This is a genomic window from Pseudomonas sp., from assembly GCF_032058845.1.
In the GTDB taxonomy this organism is placed as follows: Bacteria; Pseudomonadota; Gammaproteobacteria; order Pseudomonadales; family Pseudomonadaceae; genus Aquipseudomonas.
This window is the reverse complement of sequence record NZ_DAMCCR010000019.1, coordinates 21,132-38,759: the sequence shown is the minus strand read 5'-3', so window position 1 is coordinate 38,759 and position 17,628 is coordinate 21,132. Positions and strand designations below refer to the sequence as shown.

Sequence of the window (17,628 nt, the reverse complement as noted above, 5' to 3'; positions counted from 1 at the left end):
GTCGCTCCCACAGGGCATGTTGCCGAGGATTCACTCGGTCCCTGTTGGAGCGGCTTCAGCCGCGATGGCCGGCGAAGCCGGCCTGATTCAGGCACCGCGTACTGATGGACAAACCGCGATCGCAGCCGCAAGGGGCGGCAGAGCAGCCCCGTAGCCATGGATTCAACGCAAACCAACAGCATCGCCCTGGAGCAATGGGCTGGAGCATCGCCCTGGTGCACAGGGCTGCTGCGCTCGTCCTAAGACGTCGATCAGACCTTGAATTGGCTGACCAGCATCTGCAGTTGCCCGCCCAAACGGGCCAGCTCGACGCTCGCAGTGGCGGTTTCGTTACTCGCCGACGCGGTCTGTTCCGACACATCACGCACATTGAGAATGCTGCGGCTGATTTCCTCGGCCACGGCGCTCTGCTGTTCGGCGGCGGCGGCGATCTGCTGGTTCATCGCCTGGATGCTCGACACCGTGCCGGTGATGTTGCCCAGGGAGGAGCCGGCCTTGCGCGCCAGCTCGACGCTGCTGTCGGTCAGCTCGCGGCTGCCGAGCATGATCGTGGCCACCTGCTGAGTGCCCCGGTGCAGGCCGTCGATCAACGCTTCGATCTCTTCGGTGGACTTCTGCGTACGCTGCGCCAGGCCCCGTACTTCGTCGGCCACCACGGCGAAACCACGCCCGGCTTCACCGGCGCGCGCCGCTTCGATGGCCGCGTTGAGCGCCAGCAGGTTGGTCTGCTCGGCGACCGACTTGATCACGTCCATGACGCTGCCGATCTTCTGGCTTTCCTGCTGCAGGGTGTTCATCGCCTCGCTGGAGCGATGCACTTCACCCGCCAGGCGTTCGATCTGCGAAATCGCCTCGCCCACCACTTTTTCACCGGCACGGGCTTCGCCGTCGGCGCTGGTGGCAGCGTGCGACGCCTGTTCGGCGTTGCGCGCCACTTCCTGGACGGTGGCGGCCATTTCATGCATGGCCGTGGCCACCTGATCAGTCTCGATCTTCTGGCTGTTGGCGCCGGCATTGGTCTGTTCGGTCACGGCCGACAACTCTTCAGCAGCGCTGGCGATCTGCGTCACGCTATCGCGGATCCCGGCGATCAACTCACGCAGCGTGGTGGCCATGTGGCCAATGCTCTGCTGCAGCACGCCCAGTTCGTCGCGGCGGCTGACCCGTACGTTATGGGTGAGGTCGCCGTGGGCAATGCGATCGACCACGGTCAGCGTCTCTTGCAGCGGCTTGGTGATCTGGCGCGTGATGATGATCGCCGCCACGATGCCGAACAGCAGCGCCAGCAGGGTTGCCGCGATCTGCAGGGTGCGCGCCCGGGCGCTTTCACTGTCGCGACGATCCAGCTGAATCTGGTACAGCGCGGCGCTGGTCTTGACGATGTCGGCGCCTTCGACGGTCATTTCCTGACGCGCCTGGGCAATGGTCGCCAGCGCATCGCGGAACGCCTGCATCGACTGGCTGTACGCCTGCACCTGGTTGATGAACGGTTGCGCGGCGCGCTCGCCCGGCACTTGCTGTTGCAGGTTGTCGGCAGCGGTGCGGGTAGCGGCCAGTTGAGCGACGGCGGCTTGTTCCTGGGCGGCGCTGGTGTCGGCGATGTACGCGCGCACTTCTACCATCAGGCGCAGCAGTTGCTGACGCGAGGTGCTGACCACCTGGTAATTGGCCAGGCGCGTGGCATCGGCATCGGGCCGGGCCAGCAGGTCGCGACCAAGATTATCCAGGGCGGTATCGGCATCGGCCGCCGCTTGCCGCATGCTGGCGCGGGCCGTCAGCGAGGCGCTGTAGCCGCTGCGCATCAGGTTCAGCGAGACCTTGTACTGCTCGATGGTCTTGCCCAGCTCGCCGAGCAGGCGCACGTTCTCTTCGCTCTTGAAGGTCTTGGCCAGGCGTTGCTGTTGGGCACTGAAGGTGTCGAGCTTGGCCTGCACGTTGGCCGCCGACGCGTCGTCGCCGTTGGCGATCATGTATTGCAGCCGCGCCACGCGCAGCTCGGCGAGGTCCTTGTTGAGCTGGCCGATGTCGCTCATCCAGTTGGATCGGTCGATCAGCCCCCCCACGCTGAACCAGCCGGTCAGCGCCAGCAGGCTGGTGAGGATCAGGACGATGCCGAAGCCCAGTCCCAGTTTGATATTGACGCTGATGTTGGCAAACCAGCTGTTCATGCACGCACTCCCTGAAGAAATCTATCGCTCGCTTGATTCGTCATCGCGGGGCGTTGTTATTCTTCAGAACCCGCTGATACCCGAGGGTATCGGCTGGGATCGTGTGAGCTGAAACGCTTTTTCAGCAGAAATTTCCGGCGATGATCTGGCAATGTGCCAGCTCTTTCTTGGTGGGGGCGAGGAGAGGGTGCAAGGAGCGGCAGACGCCGCTCCTGGAGGGTACTGCAGGCTGTCAGAGGCTACGTGCGTTGAACGTATCGCAGCGGGTCACTTCGCCGTTCTCGAAACCGGCCTTGAACCACCGTACGCGCTGGGCTGAAGTGCCGTGGGTGAACGAGTCGGGGACTACCCGGCCCTGGCCCTGTTGCTGAAGGCGGTCGTCGCCGATGGCATTGGCTGCGTTCAGGGCTTCGTCCACGTCCCCCGGCTCCAGCCAGTTCAGACGCTTCTGCGCCTGATAGGCCCAGACCCCGGCAAAACAGTCGGCTTGCAGCTCCTGGCGCACCAGCAAACCATTGGCGCCCTCCATGCGCTCGCCACGCTGACGCGCTGCCTGCACTTCCTTGGACACGCCAAGCAACGTCTGCACGTGGTGGCCAATTTCGTGAGCGATGACATAAGCCTGGGCAAAATCGCCAGCAGCCGAGAAGCGGGTTTCCATTTCGCGGAAGAATGCCATGTCGAGGTACACGCGCTGGTCAGCCGGGCAGTAGAACGGCCCCACCGCCGCCGAGGCAAAGCCGCAGGCCGAATTCACCTGGCCACTGAACAGCACCAGTTTCGGATCGCGGTATTGCTGGCCTGATTGCGCAAACAAGGCTTTCCAGGTGTCTTCGGTGTCGCCCAGGATCGACGCGACGAAATCGGCCTGCTGGTCGTTGGCAGGCGGCGCCTTGCCTTCGGTGCCGGCGGGTGCTGCCTGGCGTTGTTCGACCTGCCCGCCCTGACCGGTCAGTTGGCCAAGAATCTGCAAGGGGTCCTGGCCGGTCAGCCAGCCAATTCCGACGATCAACAAGATGGCGCCAAGCCCCAGCCCCTTGCCGCCACCAAAGCGCATACCGCCGCCCCCGCCCCCGGAACCGCGGGCATCCACTACGTTGTCGCTACGCCGACCTTTTCGCCAATCCATGAGAGTCTCCTGCAATAAGCTGTATGAGCTTTGCAAAGGCAGATTAGTTCAGGGTGTGACACAGCACTGAACGGGCGATTTATCCATAACCATTTGGGTAAGTAAGAGCGTGCTGTTTTCAATATTCGCGCGCCGCTCCTTAACTGAAACTGCACGTCCGCCTGCCACGCACAGGCGCTCATAATTTCAAGAGAGGACAACGGCATGCCCGCCCAGGACACTCGCCGCTTCGTGATCCGTGATCGCAACTGGCACCCCAAAGCCCTGACCCCCGACTACAAGACCTCCAATGCCCGCTCACCGCGCCAGGCGCTGGTGAGCATCCCGCAGTCGATCAGCGAAACCACCGGCCCTGACTTTTCTCACCTGGGCTTCGGTGAGCATGACCATGACCTGCTGCTCAACTTCAACCAGGGCGGCCTGCCCATCGGCGAGCGCATCATCGTTGCCGGGCGCGTGGTCGATCAGTATGGCCAGCCAGTGCCGCACACCCTGGTGGAGATGTGGCAAGCCAACGCCGGCGGCCGCTACCGGCACAAGAACGACCGTTACCTGGCACCGCTGGACCCGAACTTCGGCGGTGTGGGGCGTTGCCTGACCAACCGCGACGGCTATTACAGTTTCCGCACCATCAAGCCCGGCCCCTATCCGTGGCGCAACGGCCCGAATGACTGGCGCCCGGCTCATATCCATTTCTCCATCAGCGGCCCGGCCATCGCGACCAAGCTGATCACTCAGCTGTATTTCGAGGGTGATCCCCTGATTCCGATGTGCCCGATCGTCAAGTCGATCGCCAATGCCCACGCCGTCGAACAGTTGATCGCCAAGCTCGACATGAGCAACGCCAACCCGATGGATTGTCTGGCGTACCGTTTCGACATCGTCCTGCGCGGTCAGCGCCAGACCCACTTCGAGAACCGCTGAGGAGCTGCGCCATGCCTGTTCAACTGCTGCCCGAAACCCCGTCGCAGACCGCCGGCCCCTACGTGCACATCGGCCTTGCCCTTCAGGCGGCCGGCAACCCGTCACGGCCCCAGGAAATCTGGAATTGCCTGGCCAGGCCCGACGCCCCCGGCGAGCACATCCTGCTGATCGGCCACGTCTATGACGGCAATGGCCACCTGGTGCGCGACTCCTTTCTCGAGGTGTGGCAGGCCGATGCCAACGGCGAGTATCAGGATGACTACAACCTGGAAAACGCCTTCAACAGCTTCGGCCGCACCGCCACCACCTTCGACGCCGGTGAGTGGACGCTGCACACGGTCAAGCCCGGTGTGGTCCACAACGCCGCCGGTGTGCCAATGGCGCCGCACATCAACCTCAGCCTGTTCGCCCGCGGCATCAACATCCACCTGCACACGCGCCTGTATTTCGACGATGAAGCCGAGGCGAACGCCCAGTGCCCGGTGCTCAACCTGATCGAGCAACCGCAGCGCCGGGAAACCTTGATTGCCAGGCGCTGCGAAGTGGACGGCAAAACGGCGTACCGTTTCGACATGCGCATTCAGGGGGAAGGGGAGACGGTGTTCTTCGATTTCTGAGGGCTGGGTGCAGGCCTGAGGCGGGCCGGCGCTGCCGGCCACCGCGGCATAACCGCTGCTGCAATTTTGCGTGGTAGTTGGGATTCACGCGGTCTTGTGGGAGCGGCCGGGCCAGCGCTCCGGCCAGCCGCGACGGGCGGCATCGTCGCGCCAATGGCTTTATCCGGCGACCCACAGGCATTACGCAACCCCAGCCCCTGGGTCGGAGGCGTCGGCCTACGCAGTTCCAGCCGCCCAAGGTTTGGCATTTCGAACGGCACCTCACAGGGTGGGATAATTCCGCATCCAGCCGTATTACGCTCAGAGCCAGCCTTGGCTGATATCAACTTGCCCTGAAGGGACAGTTTTTCGATAAGCGCAGCACTTTTCAAAGTGCGCAAGTTCTTGCGCACTTATTTCGCATATTCCCCTGATTAATTCGCTGCAGCCCAGGTAGTACCTGGTCTCCAGCTAAGTGCGCAACTTCTTGCACAGCACTGTGCAACTTCTTGCGCGTATTTTGCGTGTTTTGTAGGAATTTATACCCGCCACTTGAGCGGTAAACCCTTCCAGGCCCCGTGTAATAAGGCTCCCCATAAAGTTGGCATGTTATTTGGTTATAGATGGCTGCGCCCTAGGCAGTTTCATCTATGGCTCAACCACTTAACTTCCGCTGCCAGCGTTGTTCGGCGCTGGCGAGCGTTGCCGCATTGCGCGAGGAGCAAGGGATGTTCTTACCGGCCAATCAGCCTCGTTTCAATCTGACTCTCGACGGCGTTATCAACGATTTTCAAGTGTTGTCGTTTACTGGCCGGGAGGCACTCAACACCCCGTTTGAATTCGAGGTGGAGCTGGTTAGCGAACAGGCGTCGATCAACCTTGAAAGCGTGCTGCATAAAAAGGCGTTTCTTCAGCTGTCGCCGACTGGCACTGGCATACATGGGCTGGTCTACAGCATTGCCCAAGGCGATGCGGGTAAACGTCTGACCCGCTATGCGCTATCGCTGCGCCCACAGCTGTCCAACCTCGCGCATCGGGTCAACCAGCGCATCTTTCAGCACATGACCGTCAAGCAGATCATCAGTCAGGTACTGGAAGAGCACGGCATTCTCGCCACCGATTACCACTTCCAGTTCAGCGCGCTGTACCCCGAGCGTCTCTACTGCGTCCAGTACGACGAGTCAGATCTGCGTTTCATCCAGCGCCTTTGCGAGGAAGAGGGTATCCACTACCACTTTCAGCACACCGCCAGCGGCCACACGCTGATCTTCGGCGATGACCAGACGGTGTTTCCGAGGCTGGCGCCGGTGGCTTATCAGCAGGACTCCGGGTTGGTGGCCGATACGCCGGTGGTCAAGCGTTTTGGCGTGCGCTTGGCCACCCGCACCAGCCGGACCACACGACGCGATTACAATTTCCTCAAACCGAAAATCGATTTGAGTAGCGATGCCGAGAGCCACGCCCAGCCGGACTTGGAAGACTACGATTATCCGGGGCGATTCGTCGATCGCGACCATGGCAAGCACCTGGCCAATCGCGCACTCGAGCGCCACCGCAGCGACTATTGCCTGGCTGAAGGCACCAGCGACCAGCCGATGCTGGTCAGCGGACATTTTCTGCCCCTGACAGACCATGCCGATCCCACTTGGAACGACCTCTGGCTGCTCACGAGCATCGTCCACGAAGGCAAGCAGCCCCAGGTGCTGGAAGAGTCGATCACCAGCGACACCAGCGACCTGCAGAGCGATTTCCATCAGGGCTACCGCAACCGTTTCACTGCAATCCCCTGGAACGCGCCGTACCGCCCTGCGCTGGATCACCCGAAACCGAAAGTGCTTGGCAGTCAAAATGCCGTGGTCACAGGCCCCGCGGGCGAAGAGATCTACTGCGATGCGTATGGCCGGGTGAAGGTGCAGTTCTTCTGGGATCGCGAAGGCCAGCACGATGCCATGACCAGTTGCTGGATACGGGTTGCGTCGAACTGGGCCGCTGAATCCTTGGGCGCTATCAATATTCCTCGGGTCGGTATGGAAGTGCTGGTCACCTTCCTGGAGGGCGATCCCGATCAGCCGTTGATCACCGGCTGCCTCTACCACGGCGCTCATCTGCCGCTGTATCGGTTGCCGGATTTCAAGACCTTGGCAACCGTCAGGAGCAAGGAGTACAAGGGCAGCCGCGCCAACGAACTGCGTATCGACGACACCACCAGCGAGATCAGCATTGCACTGCGCAGTGACCATGGCGCCAGTGCGATCAACCTCGGTTATCTGACCCATCCCCGTCCGAGCGGGGGGCAGCCGCGTGGCGAGGGTTTCGAGTTGAGAACCGACCGGCACGGTGCCGTGCGCGCGGCCGCAGGCCTGCTGATCACCACCGAGCCGCGTCCGAACGAATCCAAGCACCACAAGGACCTGCCGGAAACGGCTGAGCGCCTCGCGACGGCGAGTGACCAGCAAGACGGATTTGCGCTGCAGGCCAAGGAACTGCAGGCTCAGGAACCGGGTGATCAGGACGAGGTGGCAGAGGCCCTGCACGCCCAGCATCATGGCGTGCTCGGCACGAGCCCGGCGAACCTCACGGCCAACGAATTCCCTGAATTCAGCGAGCCCCATCTGGTGCTCGCCAGCCCGGCCGGCATCGCCCTGACCACGCCGGGCTCCAGCCACATCGCAACCGGTGAACACCTGGCGCTGAGCAGCACGGGCCACACCAGTTTCTCCATCGGCAAACGCCTCTTGGCCAGTGCCAGTCGCGGCATGCGCCTGTTCGTGCAAAGCATGGGCTGGCGCTTGGTCGCCGCCTCCGGCGACATCGATGTACGCGCGCTGAAAGACAGCATCAATCTGCTGGCCAAACTCAACATCACCGCCAACGCCGACCGCATCACCCTTACCGCCAAGACCGAACTGGTGATCCAGGGCGGTGGCAGCGCGACCACTTACAACGCCGGGGGCATCACCCACACCACCCGCGGGCCGTACACCGCGCAGGCGGCGAACTTCGCCTACACCGGCGCCAAGAGCCAGGCCGGTGTATTCCCTGAAGCGCCGAAACCCGGCAAGGGCAATCTTGAACTGTTCAACCGGTACGCCGGCCGTCAGGGCATCAAGGCCGGCGATTACGAAGTGATCGATGCACTGGGCAACAGCCTCAAGGGCATTCTCGATGCGAAGGGCTTCGCCAGCGTTGCGGGCGCGTCACCCGGCCCGGCGCGCGTGCTGTTCGGCAAGGACCCGGCGGATACCTGGAGCGAAGGCAGCTACATCGGCAGGTCGCGATGGCCGTTGAGTCCAACGAGCAGCGAAGAGGCACCTGGCCAGGTGCAGGCGATGGTCGCACACGTGTTGCAAGGCAAGCGCCGGGAGGTGGTGGAGAAAGGCAATGGCTTGGCGCAGACCGTGAAGCGTTCGATGCAGAGCACGCAACGGCTGATGCAAAAAGAACAGTCGATGAATCACCTGGCATCAAGCGGGGCGGCTGGCCTGCCGACATTGGCCAGTGCAGCCATACCGAACGCGTCGAGCGTTCTGGGAGCCGCCAGCAAGAACGGGCGATTGCCAGGTCTTCCACCCGTCGTGCCTTCAACGACCCCTGCCAAGACATGGGGTGGGCTGCTGTCATGAGTGCTGAAATCGTGAAACGTGAACCTCAGGTTGCCATCGTTCCCCTCAATGCCATCGACATCAAAGACGTTGCCAGCGGTGCAGCATCGTTCGATGCCTGGCTGCAATCGGCCACCGATGGCGTGGTCACCCTCGACCGGATCAAGAACGTTGCCGGCGCCTTGCCGGTGGTCGGCAACATCATGGCATTGGTCGATGCATTGGGTGACATCGTCACCTTGTCCACCGTCCAGAAACGCGACCTGTTGGCGTGGGCCAGCCTGGGCATCAACCTGATCGGAGTGCTGCCGTTGCCACCGGCGATGGCCGCAGCGCGCATGACCCTGCGCCCGACGCTGTTTCTGGTCCGCCAGGAGATGAAAGCCACCAGCAAGGTGTTGCTCAGCGCCTCCGTGATCGAAGTGCTGATCGGGCACTTGAATGCATCCATCATCGGCACGCTCGACGACTTCGTTGAACAGGCCAAAGGCAAATTGCCAGGCATTCTGGCGGACGCCGGAAAACTCGGTGAAGACGTCATCAACGAGATCGCCAAAGCCCTCGACACGGTGGCCAATGGCACGCTTGACGCCACAGGCGATGCCCGTGCTGCGGGTCAACAGATCAGCGCCGCCGGCGATCAGCTACTCAACGACCCGCTTGCCGCGATCAGCAACATCTTCGGGGCAGCCTCCAGCGCCTATAGAGCCGCCGGTAAAGGCTTGGCCAACAGTGCGGCCCAGCATCTCTTGCACGATGAAGTGAAGAAAAAGGTCGCGACCGAGACCGCAAAGCTGCGGGCCATGGGCACGCAAGTGCGTACTCAGTTGAGCAAGCTGGACGATGAATCGGTTCAGAACTCGATTGGCTGGTTGCTGCTGATTTTGTCCAGCGCGGTCACGCTATGGCGTAAACGCAATGCCCGCGGACAGAGCGCCGGGGTCAAGCCCGATCAGACCAGCCAGGCAAAGCGCACTGCCGCTGAAGGTGGGTTGGGCGCCACGAGCAAGCAGGCACCGGCCACACAGGCGGCGTCTGCGAGGAAAAACGGCGCCTGCACCGCCACGTGCCACAGCATCGATTTCGCACTGGGTTCAGAAAGCATTCGCCATACCGATTTCAGCCTGCCAGGGCCATTTCCGGTCAAGTGGACACGAACCTACAACTCGCGCCTGGATGCCTATGACCAGAGCGAGCTCGGCGCACGCTGGATCAGCGAATTCACCACACGGTTTGACTGCGCCGACGATGGGCTGACATTCCACGGCGCCGACGGTCGCAACCACCGCTATCCATTGCTCACCGTGGGTTCGTTCCACTACGACGCCATTGAAAACACCACACTGGTCCGCGCAGTCGACGATCAGTTGCTGCTCTGCCACGGGTTTGAACGTCACGACACCTATGTCCGCCAGGGCCAGCGTTATGTACTGACCCAGATCTCGCTGCGCAATGGCGCCGGGATGATGCTGCACTACGAGCATCGTCACGGCGAACGGTCCGTCCTGTCCGACCTGATCACCTATCAGGAAAACGATGTCGCCAAGACGCACCTGCACCTTGGCACGCTGATCGACGATCAAGGCCGTCTTACCGGTGTCTGGGAACTCCGCGAGGGTGCGCCGCAACGCCAACTGTGTGCCTATCAATACGACACGAACGGCGATCTGATTCAGGCGCAGGACGAGCACGCCTCGGCATGGGCCTACCACTATCAGCATCATCTGATCACGCGTTACACCGACCGTACCGGGCGTGGCATGAATCTGCAGTGGCAAGGGACTGGCGCTCACGCCAAAGCGGTACGCGAGTGGGCGGACGACGGCAGCTTCGACACGCATCTGGAGTGGGATGAAAATATTCGCCTGACCTATGTGACAGATGCGCACGGCCACGAGACCTGGCATTACTACGACATCCTTGGCTACACCTACCGGATTGGCTACGCCGATGGACTATCGGAATGGCTGTTCCGTGATGACGCCAAGAATGTGGTGCGACATATCCACCCTGATGGCACGACAGATCGATACTGCTACGACGCGCGTGGCAATCAGTTGGAGCACATCCGGGCGGACCACTCCATTGTGCATTTTGCCTATGACGATCAAGACCAGCTCATCAGAGTCATGGACGCGGAAGGCGGTCTCTGGCTGAGCACGTATGACGATGTCGGCAATCTGATCGAGGTCATCGATCCGCTCGGGAACAAGACTGAATACACCTACGACAAGGCCGGTCAACCCACCGTTATCAAGGATGCCAACGGCAACGAGAAAACGCTGGCCTACAACGCCGCCGGCCAGTTGGTGAAGTACGTCGACTGCTCGGGCAAGGCCAGCAGTTGGCGGTACGACGAACGCGGGCAAATGATCTGCTTCACCGATGCAGCGGGGAGCACCACCGAATACGAATGCAACGCCGGACAGCCGGTGTTGATCAGACACCCGGACAAGACCGAAGAGCGCATGAGGCGCGATGCCGAAGGCCGGTTATTGGTGCATGTCGACGCGCTCGATCGTTGCACCACCTGGCGCTATAACGCGGCCGGCTTCATCGCCGAACGCGTGGACGCCGCCGAACACACGCTGCGTTATCACTGGGATCGACTCGGACGATTGCAAGCGCTCGAGAACGAAAACAAGCGCTCGGCACGGTTCCACTATGACCCGATGGGGCGCCTGTTGGCCGAAACCGGCTTCGACGCTCAGGTCACCCGCTATCAGTACGCCCCCGAAACCGGGCGACTGGCTGCAATCATCAACGGTGAACGCGTCATCCACCTCAGCCTCGACGAACTGGGTCGCGTCACCGAGCGGCGTGCCAGTAAGGGAGAAGTGTCACAGACCGAGACATTCGCCTATGACGGCAACGGTCATCTGGTCCTTGCCCACAACGCAGACAGCCGCGTGCAGTGGTTCCACGACCGGGCGGGCAACCTGGTACGCGAGCATCAGCATTATGTGCGGCTGAAAACGCCCATGGTCGCAGTCTGGAAGCACGAGTACGACGTGTTGAACCAGCGCATCGCAACCACCCGTCCAGACGGTCATCGAGTCAGTTGGTTGACCTATGGCAGCGGCCATCTCCTGGCACTGCGCCTCAACGAGCACGAGCTGCTGGGCTACGAGCGCGATGATCTGCACCGCGAGGTAGGGCGGCATCAAGGCAACCGACTTACACAGACGCAATCATGGGATGCCCTTGGGCGACTGCGGGAACAACTGCTCGGCAGACCCGATGACCGGTCGGTACTGATCAAACGTGAGTACACCTACGATGCCGCAAGCCAACTCACAGGCATCCAGGACAGCCGTCGCGGCGCCCTGTCTTACCGCTACGATCCGGTGGGCCGGCTGCTCGGCGCTGCAAGCCGTCTGGGTGTCGAGACTTTCGAGTTCGACCCGGCCGGCAACTTGCTGGATCAGCCAAACGCCGAGGCTCGCCGCCCGCTGGAATCAACACCACGCCCCAGTAAACTGCTCGACAACCTGTTACGCGACTATGCCGGCACCCATTACCAATACGATGATCGAGGCAATCAGGTCAAACGCTGGCATAACGGCACCTGCAGCGAACTGCGCTGGGATCTGTTTGACCGCCTGATTCATTTCAAAGATGCCAGGCTGTCGGTGGACTATGCCTACGACGCCTTGGGGCGCCGCCTGTTCAAGCACTCGAACGTACACTATCGACCGCGCCCTGAAGCAGGATCACTCTGGAACAAGAACGAGCACTTGCGAAAGCAGCGCGAACTAGGCTGCGGATTTACGCTGTACGGATGGGATGGAGACAACCTCGCCTGGGAGAGCAGCCCGGCGCGAAGTGATGGTGAAACGGGGCGTACGGTGCATTACATATATGAGCCGGGCACGTTCGTTCCGGTGGCCCAAGCGCTGCGTAACGCACCCATCCGTTTGCTAGCCCAACCGAATTACCGCGGCGATTACAGCCTTGATGAAGATCCGCTGTGGAACCATAAGGTAACGCCTTCAGCATTTGATGCGTTGGTGTGGTACCAGTGTGACCATTTGGGGACTCCGCAGGAACTGACGGACTTGCAGGGGGATGTGGTTTGGAGTGCGCAGTACAAGGCATGGGGTGGGGTGCTGGTTGCTCACGCGGAAGTGACTAATCCGATTCGGTTCCAAGGGCAGTACCACGATCATGAGACGGGGCTGCATTACAACCGATATCGGTATTATGATTATTACGTCGGTCGATTTGTTAATAAAGATCCTATCAGTTATGAAGGTGGAATAAATCTCTATCAATATGCATCAAATCCTGTGGGTTGGATCGATCCACTGGGATTAGCAGCGCATCGAGGACGCATTCAAGCTCAAGGAACCAAGCTTGAGGAATCGGTGGCATGGAACCAAGATGATCCTCTGACCGTTAAAGATGCCAAGAAGAAACTTGAGGAATTGAAAGGAAAATTGAATAAAAAAGAGCTCGCGGCCCGGCAGGATGCATTTATGAAGGCAGACAAGTATATTGATAATTGTGCTAGATGCGGCGGGGCGAATGCCAGTGTTAGCCGGACTTTTATGGTAAGAGATACCAAAAGTGAACGTGTTGACATCGAAGTGATAACCGGAAGGGCGTTTGTGGAGTAGGAGTATGTTCGAAAATTACTTGACTGACAGAGGTTGCTATGAATTACTGGAACAGTATTTGTATGATTATTTTATATTAAGTCTTCGGGCTTGCGCAGTTGGGTCTGATGTATTTAATTTTCCGTACTACAATACTTACTACGTGAATGGTACGCCCTTCTTGGATGGCAATCCAATTTTCTCTGCAAGGAATGAGATCACTGGTCAAATTCTCAGGGTTGTGTTGGATGAAGATATTCATAATCTTTGTTCGTATCGCGATAAAGAGGGTGGGTGTGAGTTAGTTGTTGTGGGAGGATTGGCGCTTCTGGACGACATTAAAGAAAAAATTTCTGCTTGGGTCAGCGCTCAGGAGTGCTAAAAAAGCAGAGATTGCCTCGCATTTGGCGGCTTGAAGAAAATTTTAAATGGGTATTCTAATAACATGCAATCTAGATGCTCGCCAAGAGGGAAGTATTTTTGAGGATGTTATGCTATGAGGGATTTTAATGCATGATTAGACTGCAGTCTTATCGCATCAAAAGTGCCGTCTTACGCTGCGTCAGAGTCAGGTACTCAACTGCCGCAGTTGATGCGCAAATGCATCAGCACTAAGAGACTAGTAAATTCGCCAACGGAGTATCAACATGAAAGACATCATCCGCCTGGGCGACACCACCACACACGGCGGCAAGGTACTTGAAGCCTTCTCCCAGACCGACCTTAATGGCAAACCCATCGCCGGAGTCGGTCACAAGGTCAGTTGCCCGTTATGCAAAGGCATTTTCCCGATTGCCGAGGGCAGCAGCACCTATGAAATCGAGGGCACGCCAGTCGCGCTGGACGGCATGAAAACCGCCTGTGGTGCTGCGCTGATTGCCAGTGGGCCGAATGGGGCTGTCACTGGCTAGTTGCGCACGGTATTTGTCAATCCGATCGAATGGACTTCATGTCGGCCATGTCACTGTACCGGCGATACAGGGTCTATCCCTATACGTAGTCCAGCTAGCCAGTTGTGATCGCCTTTCATGGACATACACGTCACTTGCTGATTCAGCCGCAAACCGTGGGAGTCGCCGGTCCGGCGCTCCGGTTAGCCGCGATAGGTGGTGCAGCCGGCTCAATGGCTGCCATGGCATAGTGTCTGGCAGCACGTGTCGCCTGAGTCAGGGCGGCTGCGCCGCCCATCGCGGCTGAAGCCGCTCCCACCCGGACCGCGTTGCTGTCGACAAAGGCCTGATCCGACCGTTTGTTAGTCGCTCGTGAAAGACAGTTGGCTCCCACAGGGGTCCAGTTCTCTACGTGAGAGCTCGGGGCCTTGCGGCGGGGCTTCCACAAGACTGCTGACCTCACCGACGCACCAGCAACACACCGCTTTCCATATGGTGCGTATACGGAAACTGATCGAACACCGCGCAGCGCTCGATGCGGTGGGTGTCGTGCAGTTGTGCGATGTTGGCGGCGAGGGTTTCCGGGTTGCACGAGATGTACAGGATGCGTTCGAACCGCCGGGTCAGCTCGCAGGTGTCCGGGTCCATGCCGGCGCGCGGTGGATCGACGAACACGGTGCCGAAGGCGTACTGCTTCAGGTCGATCCCCTGCAAGCGGCGGAACGGCCGCACCTCATTCAGGGCCTGGGTCAGTTCCTCGGCCGACAGGCGCACCAGGCAGACGTTATCCACACCGTTCTCGTCCAGGTTGCTCAACGCGGCATTGACCGAGGTCTTGCTGATCTCGGTCGCCAGCACCTTGCGCGCCCGGGTGGCCAGCGGCAGGGTGAAGTTGCCGTTGCCGCAGTAGAGTTCGAGCAGGTCGTCGTCGCGCTCGCCCATGGCCTCGAAGGCCCAGTTGAGCATCTTCTGGTTCACCGTGCCGTTGGGCTGGGTGAATGCGCCTTCTGGCTGGCGGTAGCTGAACACCCGTCCGGCCACCTCCAGCTTCTCGACGGCGTAATCGCGGCCAACCACCAGGCGCTTGCCTTTCGAGCGACCGATCACGCTCATCTCCAGCTCGGTGGCCAGCGCCTGCGCCGCGGCTTCCCACGCTTCATCGAGCGGGCGGTGGTAGCACAGGGTAACCATCGCGTCCCCGGCCAGGGTGGTGAGGAACTCCACCTGGAACAGGCGATTGCTCAGCGCCTCGCTGGCCTGCCAGGCGGCTTTCAGACGCGGCATCAGCACATTGATGCGCTGGCTGGCGATGGGGAAGTCGTCGATCAGGATCGCCTTGTGCTTCTCACCGGGGGCGAACATCGCGTAGTGCCGCTCGCCGTCTTCGCGCCACAGGCGGAACTCGGCGCGCAGGCGGTAGTGGTCCAGGGGCGAATCGAACACCGCAGGTTCCGGTGCAGCGAACGGCGCCAGCAGCTCGCGCAGGCGCTCTGCCTTGGCGTCGAGCTGGGCGGTGTAGGAAGCGGGGTCGAAGGCAGCACTCATGCGGGGAACCATCCCAATTTGATGACGAACAGGACGGAAAGGATCACCAAGGCCGGGTTGAGGTCGCGGTGGCGGCCGGAAATCAGCTTGATGGCGGTCCAGGCGATGAAGCCGAAGGCAATGCCGTTGGCGATCGAATAGGTCAGCGGCATGGCCAGGGCAGTCACCATCACCGGTGCGGCTTCGGTGATGTCGTCCCAGTTGATTTCGGCCAGGCCAGACGCCATCAGCACCGCAACGAAGAGCAGCGCCGGCGCGGTGGCGAAGGCCGGTACGCTGCCGGCCAGCGGGGCGAAGAACAGCGCCAGAAGGAACAATACAGCGACCACGATGGCGGTCAGGCCGGTGCGGCCACCGGCGCTCACACCTGCCGCCGATTCGATGTAGCTGGTGGTGGTCGAGGTGCCCAGCAGCGAGCCGGCCATGGCGGCGGTGCTGTCGGCGATCAGGGCGCGGCCCATCTTCGGCATGTGGCCGTCCTTGCCCATCAACCCCGCGCGCTTGGCGACGCCGATGAGGGTGCCGGAGTTGTCGAACAGGTCAACGAAGAGGAAGGCGAAGATCACGCTGATCAGCGCCACGTCCAGCGCGCCGGCAATATCCAGCTGCAGGAAGGTCGGTGCCAGCGACGGCGGCATCGACACCACGCCGGCGAACGGCGTCACACCCAGCACGATCGCCGCCACGGTCACCACCAGAATGCCGATCAGCACCGCGCCGCGGACCTTCAGCGATTCCAGCCCGACGATCAGGAAGAAGCCCAGCGTGGCCAGGATCGGCGCCGGCTGGCTGAGGTCGCCAAGGCCCACCAGGGTAGCCGGGTTATCGACGACGATGCCTGCGTTATGCAGCGCGATCAGCGCCAGGAACAGGCCGATGCCTGCAGCGATGGCCGAGCGCAACGGCAGCGGGATGCTGTTCACGATCCACTCGCGCACACGCAGGATCGACAGGACGAAGAACAGCACCGCCGAGATGAACACCGCGCCCAGCGCCACCTGCCAGGTATGCCCCTGATGCAGCACCACGGTGTAGGTGAAGAAGGCGTTCAGGCCCATGCCCGGCGCCAGCGCGATCGGGTAGTTGGCGATCAGGCCCATGGTCACCGAGCCGATCGCAGCGGCCAGGCATGTGGCGACGAACAGCGCGCCTTTGTCCATGCCGGTCTCGCCGAGAATGCTCGGGTTGACGAAGAGGATGTAGGCCATGGCCAGGAAGGTGGTGACGCCCGCCAGTATCTCGGTACGCACGTTGGTGTTGTGTGCTCTTAGTTGAAACAGCCTTTCCAGCATGCCCGCTCCCAAGTCGCCGTCGGCGCCGTGAATGTATCGACCCCATCAGCAAAGCACAGGCCGCGAGTGGCGCCGTGTTTTATCCGGGGTGGAAAAAAGCCGCGCATCATACCAGCATGCCTGGCGAGCGGTAGCTGCTGTCTGAAATGTCTGAGCGCCAAGGCGACCTGCGGTGAGGGCAGGGCGCTATGCCGGGGGCTCAGGTGCGGCAGGCAATGGCGAGCGGTACGTCGCCCGGGATGACAACGGATCAGCCAGGCAACGCCCGACCGCACACGCGGCAGCCGAGCGAGGCATCGAGCAGCGCTTCCTGAGCCGAGCAGGGCGAACCGTGCTACGTACGCGCTACACTGCTGCCCCGTTAAAGAGCCAGCCGCCGTGCACCTCACCGACTACCGCGACCTCACCGCAGCGCAGCGAGCGCAACTGCTCGACATTCGGCTGTCGCCCGAGCAGCAGCGCCATGCCGGCGATGTGGAGAGCGCGCTGTACCTGTTGCAGGCGTGCAGCGAGCGCCAGTGTTGTCTGGTGATGCTGGTCGAGCAGCGGCCGCGCGGTCTCTTGTTGCTCCAGCGCGGGGCATTCCTGCCCAACTGGGCCGAACCGCACGCCGCCATGCTGATTGCCTTGCAGGTCGATCAGGAGGTTCAAGGGCAAGGCCTGGGGCGTGCCTGCATGCAGGCACTGCCGGGAGTGGTGCGGGCGTTGTGGCCGGATATTCATTGCCTGCAATTGTCGGTTGCGCCCGAGAATGTAGCTGCGTTGGCGCTGTATCGGGCCACCGGCTGGGTGCACGGCGGGCCGGGTTATCGGACGCCGCAGGGCGAGGAATTGAGCATGACCCTGCTGCTGTAGTGTGTGATGAGGCTCCAGGTTTGTATGTC

At 61.1% G+C, this 17,628-nt stretch carries 11 protein-coding genes; 7 read left to right on the top strand and 4 right to left on the bottom strand.

The window, feature by feature from the left end; all coding sequences use genetic code 11:
- Window positions 1–251: 251 nt before the first annotated feature.
- Complete coding sequence (locus tag RT028_RS05980) at window positions 252–2,168, bottom strand: methyl-accepting chemotaxis protein (protein WP_312933478.1); 1,917 nt, start codon at window positions 2,166–2,168, stop codon at window positions 252–254.
- Between the two features lie 232 nt (window positions 2,169–2,400).
- Entirely contained in the window at window positions 2,401–3,297 is an 897-nt protein-coding gene (locus RT028_RS05975; RefSeq protein ID WP_312933476.1) for a neutral zinc metallopeptidase, read from the bottom strand.
- Window positions 3,298–3,501: 204 nt separating this feature from the next.
- Between RT028_RS05975 and pcaH the strand changes: the two genes are divergently transcribed.
- The 6 genes from pcaH to RT028_RS05945 all read left to right on the top strand — a co-directional run bounded on the left by pcaH (window position 3,502) and on the right by RT028_RS05945 (window position 13,928).
- Entirely contained in the window at window positions 3,502–4,221 is a 720-nt protein-coding gene (gene pcaH / locus RT028_RS05970) for a protocatechuate 3,4-dioxygenase subunit beta (protein WP_312933474.1), read from the top strand.
- A gap of 11 nt (window positions 4,222–4,232) precedes the next feature.
- Window positions 4,233–4,838 (top strand): protocatechuate 3,4-dioxygenase subunit alpha, encoded by a 606-nt coding sequence (gene pcaG / locus RT028_RS05965; protein WP_312933472.1) that lies wholly within the window; start codon window positions 4,233–4,235, stop codon window positions 4,836–4,838.
- A 707-nt stretch (window positions 4,839–5,545) separates the two neighbouring features.
- Entirely contained in the window at window positions 5,546–8,440 is a 2,895-nt protein-coding gene (locus tag RT028_RS05960; protein ID WP_312933520.1) for a type VI secretion system tip protein TssI/VgrG, read from the top strand.
- The gene (locus RT028_RS05955; protein WP_312933470.1) at window positions 8,437–13,038 is read left to right on the top strand and encodes an RHS repeat-associated core domain-containing protein; all 4,602 of its coding nucleotides are present in this window, start codon (window positions 8,437–8,439) and stop codon (window positions 13,036–13,038) included. The genes RT028_RS05960 and RT028_RS05955 overlap by 4 nt, the downstream gene beginning before the upstream one ends.
- A gap of 4 nt (window positions 13,039–13,042) precedes the next feature.
- Complete coding sequence (locus RT028_RS05950) at window positions 13,043–13,399, top strand: hypothetical protein (RefSeq protein ID WP_312933468.1); 357 nt, start codon at window positions 13,043–13,045, stop codon at window positions 13,397–13,399.
- A gap of 265 nt (window positions 13,400–13,664) precedes the next feature.
- A complete protein-coding gene (locus RT028_RS05945) occupies window positions 13,665–13,928 on the top strand; it encodes a PAAR domain-containing protein (protein ID WP_312933466.1) in 264 nt (87 codons plus the stop codon).
- 438 nt (window positions 13,929–14,366) lie between these two features.
- Here RT028_RS05945 and trmA read toward each other — a convergent pair whose 3' ends face one another.
- Together trmA and RT028_RS05935 are read right to left on the bottom strand one after the other, a co-directional pair.
- Window positions 14,367–15,452 (bottom strand): tRNA (uridine(54)-C5)-methyltransferase TrmA, encoded by a 1,086-nt coding sequence (gene trmA / locus RT028_RS05940; RefSeq protein ID WP_312933464.1) that lies wholly within the window; start codon window positions 15,450–15,452, stop codon window positions 14,367–14,369.
- Entirely contained in the window at window positions 15,449–16,744 is a 1,296-nt protein-coding gene (locus RT028_RS05935; RefSeq protein WP_312933463.1) for an NCS2 family permease, read from the bottom strand. The genes trmA and RT028_RS05935 overlap by 4 nt, the downstream gene beginning before the upstream one ends.
- Before the next feature lie 378 nt (window positions 16,745–17,122).
- On the opposite strand from RT028_RS05935, the gene RT028_RS05930 reads away from it, so the two are divergent.
- Window positions 17,123–17,599 (top strand): GNAT family N-acetyltransferase, encoded by a 477-nt coding sequence (locus RT028_RS05930; protein ID WP_312933461.1) that lies wholly within the window; start codon window positions 17,123–17,125, stop codon window positions 17,597–17,599.
- Window positions 17,600–17,628 lie beyond the last annotated feature (29 nt).